The sequence below is a fragment of the Acidovorax sp. ACV01 genome, assembly GCF_014851495.1.
Lineage (GTDB): Bacteria > Pseudomonadota > Gammaproteobacteria > Burkholderiales > Burkholderiaceae_C > Acidovorax > Acidovorax radicis.
On record NZ_JACUZT010000007.1, the window covers coordinates 208,091 to 229,710 of the forward strand.

The 21,620-nt window shown below is 65.4% G+C and carries 19 protein-coding genes; 5 read left to right on the forward strand and 14 right to left on the reverse strand.

Going from position 1 to position 21,620, the window contains the following annotated elements; translation table 11 throughout:
- Positions 1–146: 146 nt before the first annotated feature.
- Positions 147–848, reverse strand: coding sequence for a hydrolase (locus IB243_RS20435; protein WP_192428995.1), 702 nt, complete (start codon positions 846–848; stop codon positions 147–149).
- 139 nt (positions 849–987) lie between these two features.
- Positions 988–1,716 carry a pirin family protein gene (locus IB243_RS20440; RefSeq protein ID WP_192428997.1) on the reverse strand — a complete coding sequence of 243 codons (729 nt, stop codon included), beginning with the start codon at positions 1,714–1,716 and terminating at the stop codon, positions 988–990.
- Between the two features lie 185 nt (positions 1,717–1,901).
- Here IB243_RS20440 and IB243_RS20445 point away from each other — a divergent pair, with 185 nt between their 5' ends.
- Positions 1,902–2,804 (forward strand): LysR family transcriptional regulator, encoded by a 903-nt coding sequence (locus tag IB243_RS20445; protein ID WP_192428999.1) that lies wholly within the window; start codon positions 1,902–1,904, stop codon positions 2,802–2,804.
- 92 nt (positions 2,805–2,896) lie between these two features.
- Here IB243_RS20445 and IB243_RS20450 read toward each other — a convergent pair whose 3' ends face one another.
- The 5 genes from IB243_RS20450 to IB243_RS20470 form a co-directional block, all read right to left on the reverse strand.
- Complete coding sequence (locus IB243_RS20450; RefSeq protein ID WP_370540368.1) at positions 2,897–3,985, reverse strand: alpha/beta hydrolase family protein; 1,089 nt, start codon at positions 3,983–3,985, stop codon at positions 2,897–2,899.
- A gap of 250 nt (positions 3,986–4,235) precedes the next feature.
- On the reverse strand, positions 4,236–4,916 hold the full coding sequence (locus IB243_RS20455) for a type 1 glutamine amidotransferase domain-containing protein (RefSeq protein ID WP_010462972.1): 681 nt from the start codon (positions 4,914–4,916) through the stop codon (positions 4,236–4,238).
- 99 nt (positions 4,917–5,015) lie between these two features.
- Positions 5,016–6,179 (reverse strand): iron-containing alcohol dehydrogenase, encoded by a 1,164-nt coding sequence (locus IB243_RS20460; RefSeq protein ID WP_192429001.1) that lies wholly within the window; start codon positions 6,177–6,179, stop codon positions 5,016–5,018.
- Between the two features lie 314 nt (positions 6,180–6,493).
- Positions 6,494–6,811, reverse strand: coding sequence for a hypothetical protein (locus tag IB243_RS20465; protein ID WP_192429003.1), 318 nt, complete (start codon positions 6,809–6,811; stop codon positions 6,494–6,496).
- A 29-nt stretch (positions 6,812–6,840) separates the two neighbouring features.
- Complete coding sequence (locus IB243_RS20470) at positions 6,841–7,176, reverse strand: hypothetical protein (protein ID WP_192429005.1); 336 nt, start codon at positions 7,174–7,176, stop codon at positions 6,841–6,843.
- A gap of 247 nt (positions 7,177–7,423) precedes the next feature.
- Here IB243_RS20470 and IB243_RS20475 point away from each other — a divergent pair, with 247 nt between their 5' ends.
- A complete protein-coding gene (locus IB243_RS20475; protein WP_192429007.1) occupies positions 7,424–7,837 on the forward strand; it encodes a VOC family protein in 414 nt (137 codons plus the stop codon).
- 195 nt (positions 7,838–8,032) lie between these two features.
- On the opposite strand, the gene IB243_RS20480 is transcribed toward IB243_RS20475, so the two are convergent.
- Positions 8,033–9,010: a tripartite tricarboxylate transporter substrate binding protein gene (locus IB243_RS20480; protein WP_192429008.1), complete on the reverse strand. Its 978-nt coding sequence runs from the start codon at positions 9,008–9,010 to the stop codon at positions 8,033–8,035.
- Between the two features lie 300 nt (positions 9,011–9,310).
- The gene (locus IB243_RS20485) at positions 9,311–10,324 is read right to left on the reverse strand and encodes a fumarylacetoacetate hydrolase family protein (RefSeq protein ID WP_192429010.1); all 1,014 of its coding nucleotides are present in this window, start codon (positions 10,322–10,324) and stop codon (positions 9,311–9,313) included.
- Positions 10,325–10,427: 103 nt separating this feature from the next.
- Here IB243_RS20485 and IB243_RS20490 point away from each other — a divergent pair, with 103 nt between their 5' ends.
- From IB243_RS20490 to IB243_RS20500, 3 genes are all read left to right on the forward strand, one after another.
- Positions 10,428–11,210: an IclR family transcriptional regulator gene (locus IB243_RS20490; protein ID WP_010462987.1), complete on the forward strand. Its 783-nt coding sequence runs from the start codon at positions 10,428–10,430 to the stop codon at positions 11,208–11,210.
- A gap of 28 nt (positions 11,211–11,238) precedes the next feature.
- Positions 11,239–12,393 (forward strand): DUF3108 domain-containing protein, encoded by a 1,155-nt coding sequence (locus IB243_RS20495; protein WP_192429012.1) that lies wholly within the window; start codon positions 11,239–11,241, stop codon positions 12,391–12,393.
- Positions 12,394–12,725: 332 nt separating this feature from the next.
- The gene (locus IB243_RS20500) at positions 12,726–13,025 is read left to right on the forward strand and encodes a DUF3567 domain-containing protein (protein ID WP_010462989.1); all 300 of its coding nucleotides are present in this window, start codon (positions 12,726–12,728) and stop codon (positions 13,023–13,025) included.
- Positions 13,026–13,135: 110 nt separating this feature from the next.
- Here the strand turns inward: IB243_RS20500 and IB243_RS20505 are convergent, their stop codons facing one another.
- The 5 genes from IB243_RS20505 to IB243_RS20525 all read right to left on the reverse strand — a co-directional run bounded on the left by IB243_RS20505 (position 13,136) and on the right by IB243_RS20525 (position 21,539).
- Positions 13,136–15,565: a tetratricopeptide repeat protein gene (locus IB243_RS20505; protein WP_192429014.1), complete on the reverse strand. Its 2,430-nt coding sequence runs from the start codon at positions 15,563–15,565 to the stop codon at positions 13,136–13,138.
- A 97-nt stretch (positions 15,566–15,662) separates the two neighbouring features.
- A complete protein-coding gene (locus tag IB243_RS20510) occupies positions 15,663–16,730 on the reverse strand; it encodes an AbrB family transcriptional regulator (protein ID WP_192429016.1) in 1,068 nt (355 codons plus the stop codon).
- A gap of 177 nt (positions 16,731–16,907) precedes the next feature.
- Complete coding sequence (locus tag IB243_RS20515; protein WP_057229544.1) at positions 16,908–17,858, reverse strand: UDP-glucuronic acid decarboxylase family protein; 951 nt, start codon at positions 17,856–17,858, stop codon at positions 16,908–16,910.
- On the reverse strand, positions 17,855–19,255 hold the full coding sequence (locus tag IB243_RS20520) for a UDP-glucose/GDP-mannose dehydrogenase family protein (RefSeq protein ID WP_192429018.1): 1,401 nt from the start codon (positions 19,253–19,255) through the stop codon (positions 17,855–17,857). Before IB243_RS20520 ends, IB243_RS20515 begins: the two co-directional genes overlap by 4 nt.
- A gap of 67 nt (positions 19,256–19,322) precedes the next feature.
- Positions 19,323–21,539, reverse strand: a complete 2,217-nt coding sequence (locus IB243_RS20525) for a glycosyltransferase family 41 protein (protein WP_192429020.1) — start codon at positions 21,537–21,539, stop codon at positions 19,323–19,325.
- Positions 21,540–21,620 lie beyond the last annotated feature (81 nt).

The window sequence follows — 21,620 nt, forward strand, 5'->3', positions numbered from 1 at the left end:
AAAGGATTTCAGCATGGCAGAGCGCAAAAAGGGTGCAGCAGCCGTAGCGAGCGGCCGAAGCCTGCGCCGAGGACCGCAACCGTACTCTTGTACGGTGAGGACCACAGGTGCGGGATCCGGCCGCGCAGTAGGCTGATGCGCCCTTTTTAGCCCTCGTGGGCGTTGAACATGCTTTTGGCGTAGGTGATGCCCAGGCCATAGCCGCCGCCGAACTTCTTGGCGATGCCCGTCGTCATGTCATACGTCTCGCCTCGCGCCCAGTCGCGCTGCAGCTCCAGCAGGTACTGCAGGGCCGTGATGGGCCGCGCGCCGGCCTGCACCATGCGCTCCATGGCGCGGTTGTGGGCTTCGGCCGAGATGTCGCCGCTGGCGTCGGCGATCACATACACCTCGAAGCCCTGGTCCAACGCCGACAGCGCCGGGCCCACGATGCACACGCTGGTCCACAGGCCGGCCAGCACGATGCGCGGCTTGCCGATGGCGTTGACACGGGCGATCACGGCCTCGTCTTCCCAGGTGTTCATGGAGGTGCGGTCCAGCAGCGCCTGACCCGGGAACGGTGCGGTCACTTCCTCGAACATGGGGCCGCTGAAGCTCTTCTCAGCCACGGTGGTGAGGATGGTGTCCACGCCAAACCCGGCGGCCGCGCTGGCCACCAGGCCGGCGTTGGAGCGCAGCGTGATCGCGTCGATGGAATGCGTGGCAAAGGCCATCTGCGACTGGAAGTCGATCATGACCAGGGTGTGGTCTCCGGCGTTCAGCAGCGTGGCGCCGGGCTTGGCGTAGGCGACGGGGCGGGCGGCGTTGGCGCTGGCAGTCGTGGTCGTTGTCGTGTTGGCGTGGGTCATGGTGAACTCCCTGGAAATTGAAGGTGAAGTGCGTCGAGAAGAAGAACAAACAAAAAAACGAGACAAGGCAATGCGGCGGGCCGGGGCGCAAGGGATGGGCGGCATCGCCCACCCCGCTCCTCAGCGGCGCCCCATCCGCTCAGTGCGGCATCGTGGGCAGCTCGTTGGGCCGCAGGTCGAACACCAGCACCTCGGCGCCTTCGCCGTGGGCAAAGCGCAGGGCCCCGGCGTCGCGGATGCGGGCGCCGTCGCCTTCGGACAGCCGCTCGCCGTTCACCTCCAGGCTGCCGCGGGCCACGTGCACATACACGTTGCGGCCCGGGCCCACGTCCAGATCGGCCGCTTCTTCGCTGCCGTCGAACAAGCCGGCATAGACCCGGGCGTCCTGGTGCACGGCCAGCGATCCGTCGGCCCCTTCGGGCGAGATGATCTGGCGCAGGCGGCCGCGCTTGTCGGCCTCGCTGAAGTGCACCTGCTGATAGCGGGGTGCGGCGCCGCGGGCACTGGGCACGATCCAGATCTGCAGGAAGTGCACGGGCTCTTCGCCCGAGTGGTTGAACTCGCTGTGGCGCACGCCGGTGCCGGCGCTCATCATCTGCACGTCGCCGGGGCGGATGACCGAGCCGGTGCCCATGGAGTCCTTGTGCTCCAGCGCGCCTTCCAGCACGTATGAGAAGATTTCCATGTCGCGGTGCGGGTGGGCGCCGAAGCCCTTGCCCGGGGCCACGCGGTCGTCGTTGATGACCAGCAGGTCGGAAAAACCTTGCTGATTGGCGTCGTGGTAGTGGCCGAACGAGAAGGTGTGGCGCGAATGGAGCCAGCCGTGGTTGGCGTTGCCCCGGTGTTGGGCCTTGCGGATGTCGAGCATGGTGTCTTCCTTTCAAAGTCTGTCGATGAATTTCACACTGGGCGCACGGTTTGAAATCTGCTGGATTTCATGGGGCATCAGTGCTGCGATGGATGAAGTATCCGGCGCGTGGCAGGGCATCAGGTTGAAAGGTTTGGCCATCCATCATCGATAATTTCGATGATTGAAATTCCGGGCCTTTTGCCATGCTGAAACTCTCCCTCGAAGCCATCGAACTGGTGGATGCGATTGCCCGCTACGGCTCGTTCGCGGGCGCCTCGGAGCGGCTGCACAAGGTGCCGTCCACCATCTCCTACGCCGTGGGCAAGCTCGAGGAGCAATTGGGCCTGGCCCTGTTCACCCGCAACGGCCCGCGCGTGACGCTCACACCCGCGGGGCACGAGCTGCTCAAGGAAGGCCGCTGGCTGCTGGCCTCGGCGCGGCAGCTCGAATCGCGCCTGCGGCAGATCGCCACCGGGTTCGAGTCCGAGCTGCGGCTGGTGCACGACTCGCTGATACCCACCAGCGCGTTCAACGACGACATCGCGGCCTTTGAGGGGCTGGACTGCGGCACGCGCCTGCGCATCGGCTGCGAGGCGCTGACGGGCACCTGGGAGGCGCTGCGCGACGGGCGCGCCGACATCATCGTGGCGGCGGGCGAAGGCCCCGCAGGCGGCGGCTACAAGGCCGTGGCGGTGGGCAGCCTGGACTTCGTGTTCTGCGTGACTGCGTCGCACCCGCTGGCGCGCCTGGGCCGGCCGCTCACGCGCAGCGACCTGCTGGAGCACACGGCCGTGGTGGTGGGCGACGGGGCGCGCACGCTGTCGGACCGCACGGTGGGCCTGCTGTCGGGCCAGCGGCGCATCACCGTGCCGTCGATGCAGGCCAAGATCGCCTGCCAGGCCGCCGGGCTGGGCCACGGCTTCGTGCCGCGCGCCTGCGTGCGGGTGGAGCTGGAAAACGGCATCCTGGTGGAGGTGCCGGTGGAGGAGCCTCGGGCCGATGAGACCTTCTGGCTGGCCTGGAAGCCCGAGCACCGGGGCGAGGCGCTCAAGTGGTGGTGCGAGCGGCTGGCCCGGCCGCTGCTGCCCGGAATCCTGCCGTACTAGCGGGCCCGGCGGAAGCCGGCACTACACTTTTGATAGCTGCTTGCGCTTGCCAGACAAGCGGTAGGCAGCTTTTTTATCTTGATAATTCAGACTCAGCGCCACTGCTGCGCGAAGAACTGCACCACCTGCGCCTCCAGCACCGCGTGGTAGGCCACGCGGTCGAAGCCCGCCGGGTTGGCGGCGGCGTCGCCCGCGTCGGACGGCAGGCTCTGGCTGGGCTGGGCCATGAAGGCGAAGTGGCCGGCACCCGGCACGGTGTCCGCCTGCGCGGTGGGCAGATTGGCGGCCACCAGCCCGCCGTGGTGCTGGCCTGTCAGCACGGCATCCTGCTCGGCCACGCGCAGCAGCACCGGCACGGTCACGGCTTTGAGGCTCTCGGGGGTGAACACCACGGCCATGGGCGCCAGGGCGACGATGGCGCGGATGCGCGGGTCGGGCACGGAGACCAGGGCGCCGTCCGGCACCACGTTGGAGGGCGTGGCCGTGTTGGCAGCGGCGACCGGCTGCGGCGCCTTAGGGCCCTGGGCCAGGCCGCAGAAGCCGGGGTCGTCCTGCACGCTGCGGCAGTGCTGCGCGGCGCGGGCGGGCTCGGCCTGTGCGCCGGCCAGGGCCAGCACTGTGTAGCCGCCGGCCGAATGGCCCAGTGCGCCGATGCGGCCGGCCGGAATGCGGGGCCCCCACTCGGGGCTGGCCAGCAGTGCGTCGAGCACGCGGCTGACCTGGCGAGGGCGCTCGCCGAAGTAGCGGCCCGAGGTGATCATGGAGCGGTCCTGCCAGTTGTCGCCCGGGTGGCGCACGGCGGCCACCAGGTAGCCCTCGGCGGCCAGGCGCGTGGCCAGGTTGTGGTGCGCCAGTTCGTTGCCGCCCGTGCCGTGCGACACCAGGATCAGCCCCTTGAGCGGCTCGGCCGACACCGGTGCGCCCAGGCCGACCACCGGGCGCCAGGGGCCCAGCTGCACCACGCCCGCGCTGCGCACGGTGGGGTAGAACAGCGCGACGTTGATCGGCTCGTCGCCCGGCACGACCAGGGTGCGCAGGCCGGCGTGCTGGGCCGAGGCGGGGCCTGCCAGTGCGGCCAGCGCCACGAAGGCGGTGGCCGCCACGAAGGCGGTGGCCGCCACGGGCCGGATGCGCCGTGCTGCCCACCGCAGGGCGAGGGAAAGAAGAATGAGGAGGATCACGGTGCGCCTTTCGTCTTGAAGTGCCAGGGGCCGCGACCGTGGAGTGACGATCGGTGCGGCATGGCGGCACTGTAGGCACCGCGGGCCGGCAGCGGCAGCGGCATGCGACGAAATGCAAGGGCGTGGCGCGAAACGGCAGGCGAGGGGCGCGAGCCGTGCGCGAGCCGTGCGCGAACCGGGCGTTAACGCGCGCTGGGTGGGCGGGTGGTGGCCCGTGCGGGTGGCCGGCCTGCCAGCCGCCCGGTGGGCATCAACCCAGCGCTTTGAGCAGCGCCTGCGCCGCAGGCTCCGACGACGCCGGATTCTGCCCGGTGATCAGCAGCCCGTCGGTGACCACGTGCGGCTGCCAGTCGGCCTGCTTGGTGTACAGGCCGCCGTGGGACATGAGCATGTTCTCCACCAGGAAGGGCACGACGTCCGTCAGGCCCGCAGCGGCCTCCTCTCCGTTGGTGAAGCCTGTCACGTTCTTGCCGCGCACCAGCGGCGTGCCGTCTGCCGCCTTGACGCCGCGCAGCACGCCAGGCGCGTGGCATACGGCGGCCAGGGGCTTGCCAGCGGCCAGGGTGGCTTCGATGAGGGCGATGGACAGCGTGTCGTACGCCAGGTCCCACAGCGGGCCGTGGCCGCCGGGGTAGAACACGGCGTCGAACTGGGCCGCGTTCACTTCGGACAGCTTCAGGGTGCTGGCCAGGTGCGCCTGGGCGGCGGGATCGCCCTTGAAGCGGCGCGTGGCATCGGTCTGCGCGTCGGGCGCATCGCTCTTGGGGTCCAGCGGGGGCTGGCCGCCCTGGGGCGATGCCAGGGTCACCTCGGCCCCCGCATCCTTGAACACGTAGTACGGGGCGGCAAACTCTTCGAGCCAGAAGCCGGTTTTCTTGCCGGTGTCGCCCAACTCGCTGTGGGACGTGAGAACCATGAGGATGTGGGCCATAGCGATCCCTTTCTGGGGGTGAGGTGAAACGTAAAGCCGCCCACCGTACCCGCAATCTGCGCAGATGCGCCCTGGTGCGGCGCACGTTGCGGCGTTGGCTTACAGCGCGGCTTCGAGAATGCGCCGGCTGACGGCGGGCGTGATCTCGCGCTGCTCGCCCAGCTGCAGCATCCCGTGCGCCTCCAGCTGCGCCACCACGGCGCCCACGGTGTCGGCGCCCAGGCCGTAGCCCGACAGGCGCGTGGCGATGCCCATGCTTTCGAAGAATGCGCGCGTGCGGTCGATGGCGGCGGTGATGCGATCGTCGTCGGTGCCGGTGGTGATGCCCCACACGCGCTCGCCGTACTGCAGCAGCTTGGCGCGCTTCGGGCCCCGGCGCTCGTGCAGCAGCGCGGGCAGCACGATGGCCAGCGTGCGCGCGTGGTCGATGCCGTGCAGCGCGGTCAGCTCGTGGCCGATCATGTGCGTGGCCCAGTCCTGCGGCACGCCCGCGCCGATCAGGCCGTTGAGCGCCATGGTGGCCGCCCACATGAGGTTGGCGCGGTCGTCGTACACGGGCTCGGGGGCGGCCAGCAGGCGCGGGCCGATCTCGATCAGCGTCTGCAGAATGCCCTCGGCAAAGCGGTCCTGCACGGGCGCGTTGACCGGGTAGGTGAGGTACTGCTCCACCGTGTGCACAAACGCATCGACCACGCCGTTGGCCAGCTGCTGGGGCGGCAGGGTGTAGGTCTTGGTCGGGTCGAGCACCGAGAACACGGGGTAGGTGTGATTGCTGCCAAAGGCCAGCTTGGCGCCTTTGGCACGGTGCGTGATGACGCCGCCGTTGTTCATCTCGGAGCCCGTGGCGGGCAGCGTGAGCACGGCGCCGAAGGGCAGCGCGGCGGTGACGTTGCGGCCGTGCTTTTCCAGAATGGCCCAGGGGTCCCCGCCTTCGAACTTGACGGCCGCGGCGATGAACTTCACTGCATCGATCACCGAGCCACCGCCCACGGCAAGCAGGAAGTCGAACCCGCCGCCCTTGATCTGCGCGACGGCTTTCATCGAGGTTTCGTAGCTGGGGTTGGGCTCGATGCCGCTGAAGGTGGCGTGCTGGCGGCTGGCCAGCGCCGTGCGCACCTCGGCCAGCGTGCCGGTCTTCTCGGCACTGGCGCCGCCCACGAGGATGAGCACCTTGGCGGCGGCGGGCACGAGCTTGTCGAGGTCGGCGATGCGGCCCTGGCCGAAGGCGATGTGGGTGGGGTTGTGGAAGTCGAAGTTCAGCATGGGGATCCTTGATGGTGGAAGCGAGACCAATGGGTCATTGGCAGGCGCCGGTCAACCTGCAACGCAGGCGGCGCTGGCGCCCGTGGTCCGAAAAGACCAAACGGCCCGGGCATGGAGGCGATGCGCGCAGCATCTGCAACGCCACACGCTCTGCACGCCACGGCTCCGTAGACACCCTCGGCGGCCAGGTTGGTCCTGAGATTGTGTCGCGATTGCGCCGGCCGCCGGTCGCCTTGGCAACAGAGCCCGTGCTGGCGTGCAGGGCAACGGTCGCCACCCCAAGCGTTCTAAGCTCGGGGAGGTTAAACGGCGCCCTAACGCGCCAACACCAGCACCGCAAACCCGCCCAGCACCAAAGCCGCAATCCCCGCAAGGGCCGTGATGCCAACGACCAGTGCCTTGACCGCCCAGCGCCAGCGGCCCGGCCCGGCCACCGGTATCGACCGCAAGCCCCACAGGAGCAGCACCACCGCAACACACAAAGTGCCCAACGCAATGGCAAAGGCCGACCCGATGCAGGTCATGCCAAAGGTGCCACAACCCGCCGCATTCCCAAAGCCGCTGAGTGCGGCTGCCGCCGCCCCCAGGCCCACCAGCAGGACCGCCAGGCCGACCCCAACGGGAGCCGGCACCGCAGGAGCAGAGGAGGAATGACTAGGCTTCATCGGTCAACCAGGGCCGGCTGCCACGGCAGCGTGGCGTCAGTCAACGCCATCTGCCAGAGGTCGGCATAGACCGGGAACGCCTGCATGCGGGTTTCGTCGGACTCAAGCTCCACTGCCTCATCAGTCAGCGCCCGCACGCTCCAGTCGGCAAACGCTGCGTACCGCCGCCTCTGCATGTCGATCAGCACCGAGCGCAGAGCGCTGGTGGTGCAGGCCACGTACTGCCCGTTGGGGCTGACGAAAAAATAGCGGACCTCGGCTGGCACGAGGGCGGCCATGGGCAGGGCGCGATGCAATACGTCGGCCCATTCGGGGGCTGTGGGAGTGGACATCGGGGAAAGCTTTGGTGGGCGCGGGTGAAGAAATGCCGCACCGCGGACGCATCCGCGTTGGGGCACTGTACCCCGGCGTCCGAAAATCGAGGCCGCGCCCTGCCCAAACGCCACGGCAGTCCGCGTGCGGAGCCAGTGGCAGGGTTCTCGCGCCCACAACGCCCATCCGTTTTCGCTTGCCACAAATACTGTATTTAAATACAGTCTCCGAATGTATGCAGAACAACCCAGAGGAGCAAATTTCCCCATGATTGATCACATGACTTTCCGCGTGACCGACATCGGCCGCGCCAAGGCTTTCTACGGCGCAGCCCTTGCGCCCCTCGGCTACAGCCTGTGTTTTGAGGGCAACTACGGCTCGAACATGCTGGGCTTCGCCTACCCCGATGCGTCCGAGCCCGATGGCAAAAAAGCCGATGTGTGGTTCATCGACGGACCGTCGCCGTACGGTGGCCCGCCGGCCACCGCGGGCTGCCACCTGGCGTGGAAGGCAGCAAACCGGGCGCAGGTGGATGCCTTCTACGCCGCAGCCATCGCCGCCGGCGGCAAGGGCAATGGCGCCCCCGGCCTGCGGACCGACTACCACGAGCACTACTATGGCGCCTTTGTGATCGACCCCGAGGGCAACAACGTGGAAGCGGTGTGCCATCTGCCAGAGTAGGCGGCCTTTTTGCGCTTGGAACGGCGCGGCAAGTACCTGGGCGTACCCCGCGGAACTGGCTTTTCCGCACACTGGAAACGAGCCCTTGGGCTGAAGCCTGCAACCGCAGTCTGCCGCGCAGGCATGGACAGATAGAAGATCCCTCGTTTGGAGCGAGCACCGAGTGGCGCGGCGCTCACACCGGGCATGAATGCATCAGTCCAGCTTCACGCCCGCCGTCTTGATGATTTCGCCCCAACGTTTGGACTCCACCCGCGCCATCGCACGGAACTGCTCCGGCGTGCCGGGCAGGGCTTCCATGCCGAAGTCGGCCATGCGCTTGACCACGGCGGGGTTGAGCAGGGCCTTGTTCAGGTCGGCATTCAAGCGCGCGGTGATGGCCGCGGGCAGGCCGGCGGGCGCCAGGATGCCCTGGAAGGCGAACACCTCGGTGCTGGGCACGCCGGCTTCGGCCAGCGTAGGCACGTCGGGCAGCGCGGCCACGCGCTGGGCCGAGCCGATGGCCAGGGCGCGCACCTTGCCGGAGGTGATCACGGGCAGGCCGGCGGCCAGGTCCAGGAACATGCAGGGCACCTGCCCGCCCATCACGTCCTGCAGTGCAGGCGCGGCGCCCCGGTAGGGGATGTGCGTGAGGAAGGTCTTGGTGCGGTTCTTGAACATCTCCATCGCCAGGTGGTGCGGCGAGCCGTTGCCGGGCGATGCGTAGTTGAGCTTGCCGGGGTTGGCGCGCGCGTAGGCCAGGAATTCCTTCACCGTCTTGGCTTCGAACGCGGGGTTGACCACCAGCGCCAGCGGAAAACGGCTGATGCCGCCCACGTAGGTGAAGTCTTTCTCGGGGTTGAACGGCAGCTTGGTGAACAGGTGCTCGTTGAAGGCCAGCACGGCATTGTCGGCCGACATGAAGGTGTTGCCGTCGGGCTTGGCGGTGGCCACCATCTGAGCACCGATGTTGGTGGACGCGCCGGGGCGGTTGTCCACGATGATCTGCTGGCCCAGCGTCTGGCGCATGGCCTCGGCCACGGTGCGCGCCAGCACGTCGGTGCCGCCGCCGGCCGGGTACGGCACGACCCAGCGCAGGGGCTGGTCGGGCCAGGTAGATTGGGCAGCGGCCCACGGGGCGGCGGAGGTGGCGCCTGCGGCGGCCAGGGCGGACAAGAGCGTTCTGCGTTGCATGGGGTTGTCTCCTTGTGATTACTATTAATTTGATAGCTTCTAGCGCTTTACCATCAAGCGGTAGAGGCTGTTTTTATTGATATTTTGCACCTGCTGCGGGAGCCTGGGGGCTGAACACGGTGTTCCATCGCTCGGCCCCGGCTTCGACAGGCTCAGCCCGAACGGGTGAGGGGTGGGCTGGCAGGCGCGACCTGTAGAACGAGCGGTGCGCGGGGCCCGCCCTTCCCGACAAGGCCGCTGCACATGCGCCCGCTACCAGCAACCACCGGCTGTGGCGACGGTTGCAGTTGCCGTGGCGGCTCAGGCTTCAGGCGCTGCAATCGTCTGGTCGATGGCGCCGAAGATGCTCGCGCCGTCCTTGCCCTTGACCTCGATGCGGATGGTGTCGCCGAACTTCATGAAGTCCGTGCTGGGCTTGCCGTCCTGGATGGTCTCGATGCAGCGCTTTTCGGCGATGCAGCTGTAGCCCTTGGGCCACTCGGTGCGGCCGTTGGCGTCGGTGATGCCCTTGTTGCTCACGGTGCCGCTGCCGATGATGGAGCCGGCGCGCAGGTTGCGCGTCTTGGCGACGTGGGCAATCAGCTGGCCGAAGTGGAAGGTCATCTCGGGGCCGGCGTCGCACATGCCGACCTTGCGGCCGTTCCAGGTGGATTGCACGGTAAGGTTCACACGGCCGTGCTCCCAGGCGTCGCCCAGCTCGTCCAGCGTCACGGCCACGGGGCCGAAGGCGGTGGCGGGCTTGCTCTGGAAGAAGCCGAAGCCCTTGGCCAGCTCGGCCGGGATCAGGTTGCGCAGGCTCACGTCGTTGGCAATCATCACCAGGCGGATGCCGTCCAGCGCCTGGTCAGCGTTGGTGCCCATCTTCACGTCGCCGGTGACGACGGCGATCTCGGCCTCGAAGTCGATGCCCATGGCTTCGCTCGGGACCACCACGTCGTCGCGGGGGCCGATGAAGTCGTCGCTGCCACCCTGGTACATCAGAGGGTCGGTGTAGAAACTCTCGGGCACCTCGGAGTTGCGCGCTTTTCGCACCAGTTCGACGTGGTTGATGTAGGCCGAGCCGTCAGCCCACTGGTAGGCGCGGGGCAGTGGCGCCATGCACTGGGCTGGGTCAAAGGGAAAAGCGTGGCGCGCGCGGCCGCTGTTGAGCTGGTCGTACAGGTCCTGCAGCTGGGGCGAGAGGAAGCCCCAGTCGTCCAGCACCTGCTGCAGCTTGCTGGCAATGCCGGTCGCATAATGGGCTGCGCCCAGGTCGCGGGAGACGACAACCAGTTGGCCGTCGCGCGAGCCGTCTTTGTAGGTAGCGAGTTTCATGGTGGCAGGACCTTTGTCTCAAGGGGTTGAAAGTCTTCACCCAACACGAATTACGCTTGGGTAAATTGATTTAACTAAACAAAACTCGCAAATTTTAGTGCACATGGACAAAGAACGTGCAGGAATTCAATCGGTCGAGGTGGGTTTTGCCCTGCTGGAGGGGCTGACACGCTCGCGCGGGCCGCTGATGCTCAAGGATGTGGCGGCCTCGGCTGGCATGAGCGCAGCCAAGGCGCACCGGTATCTGGTGAGCTTTCAGCGCCTGGGGCTCGTCACGCAGGACCCGCGCAACGCCCGCTACGACCTGGGCCCCGCCGCCCTCAAGCTGGGGCTGGCGTCGCTGGCCCGGCTCGACGCCGTGCGCTTGGCCCGCGAGCGCATGCCCGAACTCATGGAAAGCATCGGCCACACGCTGGCGCTGGCGGTGTGGGGCAACCACGGCCCCACCATCGTGCACTGGGAGGAATCGCCTCAGGCTGTCACTGCCAACTTGCGGCTGGGCGACGTGATGCCGCTGCTGTCGTCGGCCACCGGCCGCTGCTTTGCGGCGCACATGGCGCCTGATGTGGTGGCCCCGCTGCTCAAGGACGAGTTGGCCCGCGCCGTGAAGATGCGGCGCACCGACCTGCCCTCCACCATGACCGAGGTGAACGCCCTGTTGGCCGAGGTGCGCACGCGCGGTGCCGCCCGCGTGGTCGACACCCTGCTGCCAGGCATCGTGGCGTTCTGCGCGCCCGTGTTCGATTCGGACGGACACCTGGAGCTGGGCATCACCACGCTGGGCTCCATCGCCACCTTCGACCCCGAGTGGGGCGGCGCCATTGACGTACCGCTGCGCGCGGCTGCCGCCCAGCTCTCCAGTGATCTGGGCGCAGGCAGCGCCTGACACCCGCCACCGTACAGCGACCGACTGGATGCCACGGCAGGCCCTGGTTCTCATCACCGCCTTGGTATTGGCCTTGCACTGGCTGGTGCTGCACGGCGTGCCCCTGGCCTGGGACAGCCCTCAGCAGCCGATGGCGGGCCGCGTCTTCAGCACGCGCAGCGTGGCAGCCGCGCCACCCGCACCAGCCCCCGTTGTGGCCCCAACAGCCGCGCCCACCCCGCCTGCGGCCATAGCGGCCAAGCCCGTGGTGCGCAGAAGACAGGCGCCACCCGCCCCCTCCCCGGCTGCAGCAGATCCGACGGTTGCGGCGCCCGAGGCCTCTGTGCAGGTGGCGGGTGCAGAGCCCAGCGCAAACTCCACCGCCGCGGCGCCAGCACCAGACATTGCCACGCCAAGCACAGCCACCCCAGCATCAGCCCCCCCGGCCGAGGTGCCGGCGTCAGGGGCTTCGGCACCGTCTGCAGAAGAAACCACTGCAGCCGGGATCGACATCGCGCCCCCTGGCTCCGGCACAGGCCGCACTGCAGGCGCCCCACCGCCCCCCGTACGGATTCCGGCCCCCACCCGGCTGGTGTTTGACGTGAGCGGGCAGGCCAAGAAGTTCGCCTACAACGCCCGTGCCGAGCTGCTCTGGCAACACGACGGCAGCCGCTACGAAGCGCGCCAGGAGGTCAGCGCCTTCCTGGTGGGCAGCCGTACGCAGCGCAGCGTGGGCGCCATCACGGCCCAGGGCCTGCTGCCCGAGAAGTTCTCCGACAAGTCCCGCAGCGAGCAGGCTGCACATTTCGACCATGCCAAGGGCCGGGTGACCTTCAGCGCCAACACGCCCGAGGCCGCCGTGGGCCCTGGCGCGCAGGACCGGCTGAGCCTGTTTATCCAGCTGGGCGCCATGCTGGCCGCCGACCCCGTCCGTTTTGTGCCCGGCACCCAGGTCACCATCACCACCGTGAGCGCCCGCACCGCCGACCGCTGGACCTTCACCGTGGAGGGCCCGGAAACGCTGGATCTGCCTGCAGGCCCCACCCCCGCCCTGAAGCTGCTGCGCCTGCCCCGCAAGGACTACGACCAGAAGGCCGAGCTGTGGGTGGCGCCCAGCCTCAACTACCTGCCCGTGCGCATCAAGCTGACCCAGGCCAACAGCGACTTTGCGGACCTGCTACTGCGCAGCAGTGGCGCACCTTGAGGCGTGGTCGGGGCAAGGCCGACTGAAGCTGGGCTCCGCGAGAGAGAAGGCGGCAGAGCGGACGGCTGCGACACCCCCTCCTGCATCAAAGTGTTGCGCCCGAACGCCACCCGAGCCCTGGAGCGGTAAAAAACCCGCACGAACCCGGTCGCATCACTTTTTCATGAAATACTGGAACGCAGCAGAGAACCAAGCCCAGAGCGGGCTTCCCCTGATAACCGATCCGTAGGACAAGGCGTTACGACCTTGCCAGCGTTTCCTGGAAGCTGCCTTGGGCCTTGAACTCTGCGAACCCGCTGTCATCTGACATCTATATCGACAAGGGGAACACGATGCACATGCTCTACGACTCAGAATCCTTCGTGGTGGTCCACATGCTGCCCGACGCCGTGGAGAAAAAGAGCACCCAGGCGCTCAACGACACCGCCCCCGCAGTTCCCCAGCTCGCACGCCATGGCTTTGAAATCGTGGACAAGCGTTCGGGCAAAGAGGTGTACCTGGACGGTTCCTGGGCCGAGATGTTCCAGGAGCAGATCCTGGCCTGGCAGCGCGACACCCCCACGCAAGAAGAAGTGGAAGACGCGCTGGACCGTTATGCGGGCCTGGCGCAGAACCCCGTGGTCGTTCACTGATCCACCTGCGCTTCAGCTGTTTCTACTGCAACGGTAGCGGCACACCCGGAGGCCCCAAGGACCTCGCCAAAACCCGGGGCCGGGGGAGCATGCCCTCCCCGCCTTCGGCTCTATACATCGATCACTTCAGGCGCCAGGCCCTGCATGTACCGCCCATGCATCGCCACGTAGGCGGCCTCGATGTCGCGCGCAAACTGACGGGTGTTGAACAGTGGGGACTGGGCTTTTTCCGCTTGGAGTTTGTCGCGCAGCGCTTTCAGGCGCGCAGGATCCCGCGCGAGTGAGATCGCCAGAGCTTCATACTCTGCGGCGCTGTGGGTCACGAGTTCCGGCAGGCCCACGGCATGCAGCAGGCTCGCCGCCACACGGGCCGCAAACGATTCTCCCAGCCGCGTAAGCACCGGTAGACCCGCCCACAAGGCATCACTGGCCGTGGTGTGGGCGTTGTAGGGCAAGGTATCCAGAAACAGGTCGGCCAGCCGGTGGCGCGCCAGGTGCTGATCCAGAGGCAGGCGCTGTGCAAACACCAGCCTCGCAGGCGCCACGCCGCGCGCCTGCGCCTCACGCCGCAGGCTGCCCTCCACAGCAGGGTTATCTGCCAAAAGCCAGAGAACGCTGTCCGGAACCGCCTGCAGGATGCGCATCCAGCTGTCAAAGACCTGCGGAAGGATCTTCTGGTTGTTGTTGAAACAGCAGAACACGCGCCCTGTCGCAGGCAACCGTGCCTCCTCTCTGGTGAAGACCCGATCACTGATTGCGCGCCGCGAGTCATTGACCTGGTAGCTGTGCGGCAGGTAGGCGAGTTTTTCGGTGAAATGGATCTGCGCCTGGGCTGGGACGACCACCTTGTCGGCAATCACGTAGTCCATATAGTTCGCACCGGTCGTCCCCGGGTAGCCCAGATAACCGGCCTGGATGGGTGCGCAGCGGTGGGCAAAAATGCCAAATCGGCAGCCCGTCGTGAAACCCATCAGGTCAATGGCGATGTCAATGCCCAGCTCCCGCGACAAGCGGGCGATATCGATCTCGCTGCGCTCGCGCACGTCGATGAAATGGTCGAAACCTGCGACCAGACGCGCGCGCATGGCATCCGTCGCGGGAGGTCCAAACGAAAACGCAAACCACTCGAAGCGTTCACGGTCATGGACTTCGAAAAGCTGCGCTATCAGATACGAAGTGGGGTGGCCGTGAAAATCCGCAGAGTAGTAGCCGACCCGGATCTTGCCTCCGCCAGCACGCGCAAGGATGGTGCCCAGGGCGGTGGACTCTGGGAAATCCTGCTGCACGGAAGCTTGTGCCGCCTGCTTGTGCAGCTCGGGCGCGTCGAACAGCGAAAGAGCGATGAAGGGCTTCACACCCAGCTCACCGGCCCGGATACTCTGCTCACATTGCGCCATATCGTCCGTCAGGTGCCTCCAATCACCGGTCTTGAGCCGACTGCTCGCAAGATACCCCAGCAGATACTTGGCATCTGGTTTGAGGCGATACACCGCCATGTAGTCGGCCACGGCATCCTCATGCCGATTGAACCGGATGTGCAAATTTGCGCGGTTGTAGTATAGGTCCGGCCTTTCAGGCGCCAACCGGATCGCCTGGTCGTAGGCGGCCAGTGCTTCTGCATACATCCCCGCCTCCAGCAATGAAAGGGCCAGAAACGACAGGATCTCCACATCTTGCGGGCTCAGCTGCGCAGCCTTCTGAAAAGCCGTCACGGCATTTGACAATTGGAAAAGACTGCGCTGCGCGAGCCCCAGGTTCTTGTGGGCCTGGACCAGTTTTTCATTGCCCTGAATGGCGGCCTCGAAGTGCGCAATGGCCTGCGTCCACTGCTCCCTTTGCGCCAGGATCGCGCCCTTGCCGTTGTGGGCTTCCGCATGCTGCGGCCGCAGAGCGATTACCCGGTCAAAGCACTGCAAAGCCTCGTCCTGACGGCCTGCGTCGGCATGCAGCATGCCCATGTTCTGACACGCATCCACGTCGTCGCTGTCCAGGGCAAACGCCTGCTCATAACATTTCAGCGCCTCTTCCAACCGGTCGAGCTGGCGCAAGGCATTGCCCTTGTTGTTGAACGCGGCCGCCAGACGGGGATGGAGGGCAATCGCCTGGTCGTAGCTCGCAATGGCATCCAGGGGCCGCGACAGCTCTTTCAGGGTGATCCCCCGGTTGACATAGGCCTCGGCGAAACCAGGGCGCAGGCTGATGGCCCGCTCAAAGTGCGCCAATGCTTCATCATGGCGCTTCAAAGCCCCCAAGGCAAGCCCGCGATTGACATGGGGAGCTGCATCCTCTGGCACCAGCTTGATGGACTGGCCGATCAGATCCACCGCCATTTGCAGATGGCCCGCCTGGTACGCCAGCACACCTTGCATGTGCAGGGCACCAACGTTTTTCGGATCATTCTTCAAAATGGTGTTGTAGAGCTGGTTGGCCTGCGCAAGGCTTCCCTGCTGGTGCGCTTGCATGGCCTGCTCCAGCCAAGCGGCCAGCTGGGCTTTCGTTGCTTGGGGAGGGCGTACGCCGAAGTTGTAGTGAATGCTCATGGTCGGGGATGTGCAACGGATGGGAACGCTCACAGACCGTCGCCAGGACAATCCATCAGCGTCGACAGAGGTGGGATTGTGACGCGCCCGCAACCGGTCAGGCCACGGTGGCAGGGTAGATGCACCGGTAGAGCGGGCCGACCAGCATCAGCACGGCCATCAGCCGACACACCTGAAACGCAGTGACCACCGGCACGCCCAGCTGCAGCACCTTGGCGGTGATGGCCATCTCGGTGATGCCTCCTGGCGAGGTACCCAGCAGCAACGTGACCCATGGCAGCCCGGTGGCCCAGGCCAGCAGTACCGCAAACAGCGCACACGCCCCCATCAACACCACGGTGCCCGCAGACACAGACACGAGCCAGCGCGGCGCCGTGTGCAGGAAATCTGCGCGAAACCGGACGCCCAGGCTTATGCCGATCACCAGTTGCGCTGCATTCACCATCGACTGCGGCACGGCGGACAAGGTGATGCCCGCCATGGTGAGCCCCATGGACACCAGCATGGCCCCCATGAACCAGGGGTTGGCCCGGTCCAGCCGGTCCATCAACAAAGCCCCAGCCCCCGTCAGCAACGCCATCAGCGCCAGCCCGGGCCAGCTCACCACGCGGGCCATCGGCGGCAGCATGTCCAGCCCCTGCAAGCCACTCCACTGCAGGGCAAACGGGATCGTCAAGGTGACGATCAGCAAGCGCAGGCTGTGGCTGGCCGCAACCAGGTCCGTCCGGGCGTTTTCACGCTCGGACAGCAATGTCATTTCAGATGCCGCACCAATGGCCCCGGAAAAATAGCTCGTGGCACGCAGCATGGGTGCAGGTACACCATGCATACGCGGTGCATGCACACGGTACAACCAGGCCCCGAACAGCCAGCCCAGGAACAACGCCCACATGACACCCAGCGCAATGGCCCACCAGAGCCCCCCAATCAGCACGACCACCTGCGGGGTGAAATACAAACCCAGCGCCGCACCAATGGCCCATTGCCCCGCATTGCGCAGCGGCCCCCAGCTGTACGTAGGGCCACCCGCCATCGACACGATGGACGTGGCCAGCAATGGACCGATCATCCACGGCAAGGGCGTGTGCAGCGCGACACAGCCCCCGGCGGCAACCAGGGCGAGAAGAAGGGTGAAAAGGACGCGAAGCAGAAAATTCACAGGCATGGGTTTGGGATGCTTACGGAGCACAAGGCGGCGCCTCCCACGGGGACCATACCCTCACTTGGACTCAAACCACCGGAGGAAAATGGAACGGGGGGCATCGTGGAATGCCACCGCAAACTCCGAGAGCCAGATCCCACGACACTCCATGCCACCCGGTGCCCATCGCGCCTTTTCAACTCAACCAGTGCCCTCCGCCCTGAAATAGGCAATGGTCTTGCGCAAACCGGCGTCAAGATCAATGCGGGGCTCCCAGCCACCCAGCAGCTGCCGCGCCAGCGCGATGTCGGGCTGGCGCTGACGGGGGTCATCTCCCGGCAGGGTATGGTGGGTGATCCGGGCAGAGGACCCAGTCTGCGCGAGAACCTTTTGCGCCAGCTCCAGGATGGTGAACTCATCCGGATTGCCCAGGTTGATGGGGCCCGCCACTTCGTCGGGCGTGGCCATCGTGCGCACCAGGGCTTCCACCAGGTCGTCTACATAGCAAAAACTGCGGGTCTGCGCCCCCGCACCATACACCGTCAGGTCCGCGCCGCTGAGAGCCTGGACGATGAAGTTGGAAACAACCCGGCCATCGTCGGGGCGCATGCGGGGGCCATAGGTATTGAACAGCCGCACCACCTTCGTGCGCACACCATGTTGGCGCCGGTAGTCGAAAAACAGGGTCTCTGCACAGCGCTTGCCCTCGTCGTAGCAGGCACGCACCCCGATGGGGTTGACGTTGCCCCAGTAGGACTCCGGCTGCGGATGCACGCTGGGGTCGCCATACACCTCGCTGGTGGAAGCCTGCAGAATAAAGGCCCCGCACTTACGGGCCAGCTCCAGCAGGTTCATCGCACCGATCACGCTGGTGCGCAGGGTCCGCAGTGGATCGGCCTGGTAATGCACGGGTGATGCAGGGCAGGCGAGGTTGTAGATTTCATCCACCTCGACATCCAGCGGCTGGGTGACATCATGGCGAAGCAAGCGAAAGCCCGGCAAAGCCTGGAAGTGGGCGATGTTTTTTTCCAAGCCCGTCGAAAAGTCATCCATGCACCACACCGCATGGCCATCGCCCAGCAGGCGCTCGCACAGATGGGAGCCAAGGAAGCCCGCGCCCCCGGTGACCAGGATTTTCTTCGCCGTCGTCATGGTGTGGTGGATCCCAGTGCCTCCAACGCGTTACGGCCCACGGTCAGATAGTCAAAACCCAGGGCTCGCATGGAACGTGGTTCGTAAAGATTGCGCCCGTCCACGATCAGCGGCTGCCGCAGGGCCGCCCGCAGGGCATCGAAGTTGGGACTGCGGAAAACCTGCCATTCGGTCACGATCAGCAAGGCGTCTGCGTCGCGCGCCGCCTTCATAGGGCCCTGGGCATAGCAGATACGCTCCAGCAGGCGAGGCCTGTCGCGCAGGTCGTCCTCCAGACAGCGGCGAGCCTCCTGCATGGCTACCGGATCGAATACCTGAAGCACGGCCCCACGCTCCAGCAATTCGCGCACCAGCACCCGGCTGGGAGCCTCACGCATGTCATCGGTATTGGGCTTGAAGGCCAGACCCCACAAGGCAAGCCGGCGGCCGGAGAGATCCGGTCCGAGCCGTTGTACGAGTTTGTCCACCAGCAGCCGCTTTTGGCCATCGTTGACGTGTGCCACCGCTGCAAGCAACCGCAGCGGCAGCCCCACGTCATTTCCCATCCGCTGCAACGCGGTCACATCCTTGGGGAAACAGCTGCCGCCGTAGCCCACGCCCGGGTAAAGAAAGCTGTCCCCAATGCGGGGGTCGGCGCCAATGCCAACCCGCACTGGCTCGATGTCCACACCCAGGCGGTCGGCCAGATTGGCCATTTCATTCATGAAGCTGATGCGCGTTGCGAGCATGGCGTTGGCCGCGTACTTCGTGAACTCGGCGCTGCGACGGTCCATGCAGATGACACGATCATGCCCATGCCCGAATGGCCGATACAACGCACGCATGAGATCACCGGCACGCTGCTCTTCGGGCGCGTCGCCCAACCCAACGATGATGCGGTCAGGCCGCATGAAGTCGTTGATCGCACTGCCCTCTTTGAGGAACTCTGGGTTCGATACCACCGCAAAGCCAGGTGCTGGTCGGGCACCGGGCCAACGCTGGGCAAGCACAGTGGCTACGGCCTTGTGCACCGCTTCGCCCGCGCCCACAGGTACGGTGGATTTGTTGACGATCACCTTGAAGCTGGTCATGTGGGTCGCGATGGCACCCGCCACCTCAAACACATGGCTCAAGTCCGCACTGCCATCGTCCGCAGAGGGTGTTCCCACCGCGATGAACTGCACATCACCGTGGGCAACACCGCGCGCCATGTCGGTGGAAAACGCCAGCCTGCCGGCGCGGACATTGCCGACGATCAACTCCTGCAGCCCGGGCTCATAGATTGGCACCTCTCCGCGCTGCAGTGTGGCGATCTTGTCGGCATCCGTGTCGATGCACAGGACATCATTGCCCAGCTCCGCAAGGCATACGCCCGTAACGAGCCCCACGTAACCGGTTCCGAACAAGGTGAGATTCATGAAGGGGGCAAAAAATGAGAAATACAACACATGAGGCTCGCGCCCACGTGAAGGGCGCCGTGAAGTTTCACACCTCAATCACATCGGGAGGCAGCCCCTGGTGCACGCGTTCGACCATTGTGGTGTATGCCGACTCGATATGCCGCGCAAAGAGCCGGGCATTGAACAAGGGCGACCGGGGCCCCTGTTCCTCCAGCTTGTCCCGAATGCTCTTGAGTTGCGCCACATCGCGGGCAAGCTCTATGGCTCGGGACTCAAATGCAGACTGCGTCTCGGTGACAAGCTCGGGCAACCCGACAGCATGCAACAGGCTTGCAGCCACTCGGCTCGCAAACGACTGCCCTGAACACGTCAGAACTGGCAGCCCTACCCACAATGCATCGCTCGCGGTGGTGTGCGCGTTGTAGGGCAGCGTGTCAAGGAAAAGGTCGGCCATCCGCTGGCGGGCAAGATGCTGATCCATGGGCACACGGCCGGAAAACACGAGGCGGTCTGCAGAAATCCCCCGGGCCTGCGCCTCTCGGCGCAGATTCCGGGCCGCAATCGGGTTGTCTTCCAGCAGCCACAAGACGCTGCCTTCAACAGCGTGGAGGATGCGCATCCAGCCGTCGAATGTGGACGGCAGGATCTTGAAATTGTTGTTGAAGCAACAAAACACAAAACCAGTAGCGGGCAAACCCAGTTCGTCGCGGGAAAAGCTGCGGTCAGCTACTTTCCGCTGGGAGTCGTTGACTTGATAACTGTGCGGCAGATAGACCACTTTTTCAGTGAAGTCGGCCTGGGCATGGGGAGGAATCACCACCTTGTCGGCAATCACGTAGTCCATGTAGCTGGCGCCGGTGGTGCCGGGGTAAGCCAGGTAGCTGACCTGAACGGGTGCACATCGGTAGGAAAAACACCTCAAACGCGTCGCTTGCGTAAAGCCCATCAGATCCACGGCAATGTCGATACCAAGCTCTCGCGAAAGCCTCGCAATATCAAGATCGGTACGCTCACGCACATCCAGAAAATGGTCAAAAGCCACCACCAGTCGCTCGCGCATGCTGTCGTGCACTTGGGGACTGACCGAAAACGCGAACAACTCAAATCGCTCGCGGTCATGCACTTCAATCAGCTCTGCAATCAAGTACGCAGAGGGGTGGTTGCGAAAATCTGCGGAGTAGTAACCGATGCGAATCTTCTCGCCCCTTGCACGAACAGGAATCGCGCCCAACGCCGCAGACGCAGGCAGATCGCGTTCTACAAGAAGGCGTGCAACCTCTTTGTGGAGGGCAGGCTGGTCGAACACGGACAGGGCAGAGAAAGGCTCAAGGACAGGCTTCCGAGCCCTGATTTCTTGCTGGAGTTGAAGTAACTCCTCATCCAGGTTTTCCCAAATACAACCATGGACCTTGGCGGTAACTATCTCGCTTTGCAGCATCGCCAAAGGAGCAGGCAGGCGCTGGGCCACATAGAACTGCTGCAAAGCCTCGTCGTACCGCTTCATCTCCCGCAAAAGCCGGCCCATAAGAAACCTGGACTCCGCTTGCTGGGGCCGAAGCTCGATCGCCCGGCTAACGTCCGCCAGTGCACTTTCCAGATTTCTCAATTGCAGTTGCGCCTCGCCACGGTTGTTGTACGCCTCGGCGGACTGCGGATTGAGCTCCAGCGCCCGACTGAAGGCAGCGACCGCTTCTGCATACCGGCCCAGCCTGAGTAAGGCCGTGCCCCGGTTGTTGTGCGGCTCCGGTATCTGGGGTGCGCGTTCGATCACCTGGTCCATGCACTCCAGGGTTTCATCAAACTGCTTCATCTGCAGGTGAATGCAGCCCAGATTGAAACGCGCCTGAACATTCGCAGGATCTATCGCCAGCACCTTGCGGTAGCTTTCCATGGCCTCCGGCAACCGGTCCAAGGTTTGCAGGACCGTTCCCCGGTTGTAATGCGCGAGCCCCAATGCGGGCGACAGCGCGATGGCCTGGTCGAACGACGCCAGCGCTTCCTGGTTGCGCTGCAGGCGTAGCAGCGCGTTGCCACGATTGAAATAGGGATCAATGTAGTCGGGCTTGAGAGCGATGGCCCGGTCGTAGGCGCGAATGGCGTCTGCGGGCCGGTTGGACAGCAGCCATTCATTGCCCCGGGTGTTGCACGCCGTCGCATCATCGGGAAGGGGCGACTCCACAGCTCTACCGCCCGCAACCAAGCCCGTTCCGTAATTGATTCCGAATTTGAAACTGGGCTGGCTGGATGGTATGGCGCCAGGCTTGAAGGACTGGCCGAAATGGGGTTTCTTTGCGTCGGTCAAGGTGCTTCCCGATACGGATGAGAGGTTGACATCCCCTCATGGTAAACACCTGCGCAGTACCAAACCGCCGTCCGGCGCTAG

Bases quoted from the DNA above. Each gene is read 5' to 3' on its own strand.
- IB243_RS20435 (WP_192428995.1), bottom strand. From the start codon at position 848: ATGACCCACGCCAACACGACAACGACCACGACTGCCAGCGCCAACGCC.
- IB243_RS20440 (WP_192428997.1), bottom strand. From the start codon at position 1,716: ATGCTCGACATCCGCAAGGCCCAACACCGGGGCAACGCCAACCACGGC.
- IB243_RS20445 (WP_192428999.1), top strand. From the start codon at position 1,902: ATGCTGAAACTCTCCCTCGAAGCCATCGAACTGGTGGATGCGATTGCC.
- IB243_RS20455 (WP_010462972.1), bottom strand. From the start codon at position 4,916: ATGGCCCACATCCTCATGGTTCTCACGTCCCACAGCGAGTTGGGCGAC.
- IB243_RS20460 (WP_192429001.1), bottom strand. From the start codon at position 6,179: ATGCTGAACTTCGACTTCCACAACCCCACCCACATCGCCTTCGGCCAG.
- IB243_RS20470 (WP_192429005.1), bottom strand. From the start codon at position 7,176: ATGTCCACTCCCACAGCCCCCGAATGGGCCGACGTATTGCATCGCGCC.
- IB243_RS20475 (WP_192429007.1), top strand. From the start codon at position 7,424: ATGATTGATCACATGACTTTCCGCGTGACCGACATCGGCCGCGCCAAG.
- IB243_RS20480 (WP_192429008.1), bottom strand. From the start codon at position 9,010: ATGCAACGCAGAACGCTCTTGTCCGCCCTGGCCGCCGCAGGCGCCACC.
- IB243_RS20485 (WP_192429010.1), bottom strand. From the start codon at position 10,324: ATGAAACTCGCTACCTACAAAGACGGCTCGCGCGACGGCCAACTGGTT.
- IB243_RS20490 (WP_010462987.1), top strand. From the start codon at position 10,428: ATGGACAAAGAACGTGCAGGAATTCAATCGGTCGAGGTGGGTTTTGCC.
- IB243_RS20495 (WP_192429012.1), top strand. From the start codon at position 11,239: ATGCCACGGCAGGCCCTGGTTCTCATCACCGCCTTGGTATTGGCCTTG.
- IB243_RS20500 (WP_010462989.1), top strand. From the start codon at position 12,726: ATGCACATGCTCTACGACTCAGAATCCTTCGTGGTGGTCCACATGCTG.
- IB243_RS20505 (WP_192429014.1), bottom strand. From the start codon at position 15,565: ATGAGCATTCACTACAACTTCGGCGTACGCCCTCCCCAAGCAACGAAA.
- IB243_RS20510 (WP_192429016.1), bottom strand. From the start codon at position 16,730: ATGCCTGTGAATTTTCTGCTTCGCGTCCTTTTCACCCTTCTTCTCGCC.
- IB243_RS20515 (WP_057229544.1), bottom strand. From the start codon at position 17,858: ATGACGACGGCGAAGAAAATCCTGGTCACCGGGGGCGCGGGCTTCCTT.
- IB243_RS20520 (WP_192429018.1), bottom strand. From the start codon at position 19,255: ATGAATCTCACCTTGTTCGGAACCGGTTACGTGGGGCTCGTTACGGGC.